At 36.5% G+C, this 3,039-nt stretch carries 4 protein-coding genes; 3 read left to right on the top strand and 1 reads right to left on the bottom strand.

Annotated elements, in window-relative coordinates:
• The 3 genes from AB685_RS29480 to AB685_RS29490 form a co-directional block, all read left to right on the top strand.
• Positions 1–245 (top strand): LysM peptidoglycan-binding domain-containing protein (locus AB685_RS29480; protein ID WP_047974172.1); only part of this gene is annotated, 245 nt, incomplete at its 5' end.
• 134 nt (positions 246–379) lie between these two features.
• Positions 380–763, top strand: coding sequence for a hypothetical protein (locus AB685_RS29485; RefSeq protein ID WP_047974173.1), 384 nt, complete (start codon positions 380–382; stop codon positions 761–763).
• 83 nt (positions 764–846) lie between these two features.
• Complete coding sequence (locus AB685_RS29490; protein WP_047974174.1) at positions 847–1,659, top strand: histidinol-phosphatase; 813 nt, start codon at positions 847–849, stop codon at positions 1,657–1,659.
• Positions 1,660–1,700: 41 nt separating this feature from the next.
• Here AB685_RS29490 and serA read toward each other — a convergent pair.
• On the bottom strand, positions 1,701–3,039 hold a 1,339-nt coding region (gene serA, locus AB685_RS29495), incomplete at its 5' end, for a phosphoglycerate dehydrogenase (protein ID WP_047974175.1).

Below are 3,039 nucleotides of genomic sequence, written 5' to 3' on the forward strand. Positions count from 1 at the left end.
ATGTGATGGCACACATGGAGAATGAGGATAAAATAGATTCTTCGATAAATGAATATATTGAACAGGAAAAAAAGAGACAAGATGTATTGAAAAAAAAGGATGAACCGTTATCAATCACGGTTAAACAAGGTGACACGCTTTGGAGTTTAAGTGAGAAATTTGAAACAAGTATTGAACAAATTAAAGAATGGAATGAACTTGCAAGTGATTCCATCTATATCGGTGAGGCTTTAGTCGTAAAATAGGAATAATCAAGCATGCTTCGGAGTTAGTGAAGCATGCTTTTTAAAAATGAAATCACGATTTCTACCTATAAAAAGAGTGTCGAATATGGTAAAATGAGGTCTATGAAACTTGGAAAAGGTAGAAGGTATGAGACATGAAAGAWCAAGTAATCGTTAGTACGGAACTTTTTCAATGGTTGAATGAACAAACGGACTTAACATCAAATCAAGTTGACTTAGTTGATGGCTTTGTTTTCATGCTACATAAAATTAATAAGCATTCTTTTATCCGTTTAATTGGTAAACGGAAGCTTCATCCACGTTTTTGGCGAACGCATGATAAGACATTCGGCTACCGGTTAATGGGTAAAAAGAAAAAGCATATAGCACTTCTTTATCAATTTTACATCGATGTAGCCTATGCAGAGAAGCTTGTTTATTCAACTGATGATGCATTATTTCTGACTGAAAGAGGGAAGATCTATTTAAAAATGCACCGAGAAGATCAGTTAGAAACCTTATTTCAACATATTTGGTAAATTGAACTCCTCTCTCTGTCAGAATTTTTATACATTTGGTACAATGGTTGTTACAAGACATAATTCATAATTGGAGGATGACAATGAAAACCGATTATCATAATCACCTAGAAAAAGGCGAACTATCTCTTGAGTATTTAAAGCAATTTACAGACCAAGCAAAAGCAAAAGGGATTGAACACTTCGGAATTTCAGAACATGCCTATCATTTTTATCAAACAAAAGATATTTTACGTAACCCTTGGGTAGATGAGCGAAGATATTATGATATGGGAGACTATGTGAATCTGTTCAAACAAGCATGGGATGCCAATATTGATGTGAAAATGTCGATTGAAATGGATTATACTCCAGGAAAGCATTCAGAAATGAAGACATTTATTGATCAATATGATTTCGATTATGTCATCGGTTCAATTCATTGGGTAGGGGATTTCGGAATTGATTTAGCTGAATATCGTAGTGAATGGGACAAGCGAGATTTATATGATACATACCGTGGCTATTACGATCAAGTTGTGACGTTAGCCGAATCAAATCTATTTGATATTGTCGGCCATTTAGACCTCGTTAAGATTTTTAAATATGTACCTGAAGATGAAGCATTTTTGTTAGAACAATACGACCGAGCTACAACAGCGTTAGCGAATTCAAAAACATGTGTAGAGATTAGTACAGCCGGCCTTAGAAAACCTGTGGGTGAATTATATCCTGATCCCAAATTATTACAGATGTGTTATGACAAGAACATTCCAATTGTATTGAGTTCTGATGCACATGAACCAGAGCATGTTGGAGCTGAATTTGACCAGGCGATTGACCTGGCAAAATCGATTGGATATAACTCATTAATGACGTTTGAAAAAGGTAAGCGTAAGGAAGTACCACTAGGATAAAGAAAGTAAAAAGAGATGGCAGCTGCCATCTCTTTTTTTGCTTAACCTTCAATCTTATCAGCGAAATGAATATCATCAATTTTGCGAATCGCTTCTAATACATTTTCATCCACTGTTTTATCAACGCCAATCATCATAATGGCTTCTCCGCCTTCTTGTTTACGACCTACCTGCATCGTTGCAATGTTCACATCATGTTCAGCAAGTAATTGTCCCATACGACCAATAACACCAGGTTTATCATTGTGCTGAACATAAAGCAGGTGGCCCTGAGGAATAAAATCAACGTTAAAGCCGTTAATGCTTACAATGCGTGCCCCGTATTCTTTAATATAGGTTCCTTTAATCTCAAATTTACGATCCTCGCCATGCACTACAGCGTGAATTAAGTTTGAGTAGCCAAATGTATTCTCTACATGCTTCTCACCATACGTAATGCCTCTTTCTTTTGCGATAAGAGCAGCATTAACATCATTTACGGCTGCATCTACACGAGGCTGTAGGAAGCCAGCTATTAAACTACGTGTAGTAATTGATGTTTCAAGATCATTTATTTTACCACCATAGAAGACTTCAATTTCCTGAACTGGAGTTTTCATTACTTGTGATAATAAGTTACCCATACGCTTAGTAAGGTCATAGAACGGTTGGATCTTATCATAAATTTCTTTTGATAAGGTTGGTAGGTTGATTGAGTTTGTTGCAGGTTCTCCATCAAGGAATCGAATGACTTCCTCTGACACTTGAGATGCTACATTTAATTGAGCTTCTTTTGTAGAAGCAGCAATATGTGGAGTAGCAATAACATTGTCAAATTTAAGAAGTTCTTTATCTTGTGCAGGTTCTTCTTCAAATACATCTAAAGCTGCACCAGCAATATGCCCATTAGCCAAATAATGCTTCAGAGCTTGTTCATCAATAATACCACCACGTGCACAGTTAATTAAAAAGACACCTTTTTTCGTTTTCGCGATATTTTCCATACCGAGAATTCCTTTGGTTTCTTTTGTGAGCGGAGTATGCACAGTAATAATATCAGATTGAGCCAATACATCATCTAAAGTCGCTGGAATGACACCAATTTTTTCTGCTCTTGCTTTCGTTAAAAATGGATCAAATACTAAAARCGGCATCTCAAATGCACGCGCTCTTTTAGCAATTTGTGTACCAATACGTCCAAACCCTACGATACCAAGTGTTTTTCCACGAAGCTCAGATCCTTGGAACGCTTTTCGATTCCATTCTCCAGATTTAATTGAAGCATTCGCCTGAGGGATTTTTCTAAGTAGAGAAATGATCATAGCAAAGGTGTGTTCGGCTGTTGAAATAGTGTTTCCATCAGGAGCATTTACAACGACAACCCCATGCTTTGTTGCAGCA

Source organism: Bacillus sp. LL01, assembly GCF_001037965.1.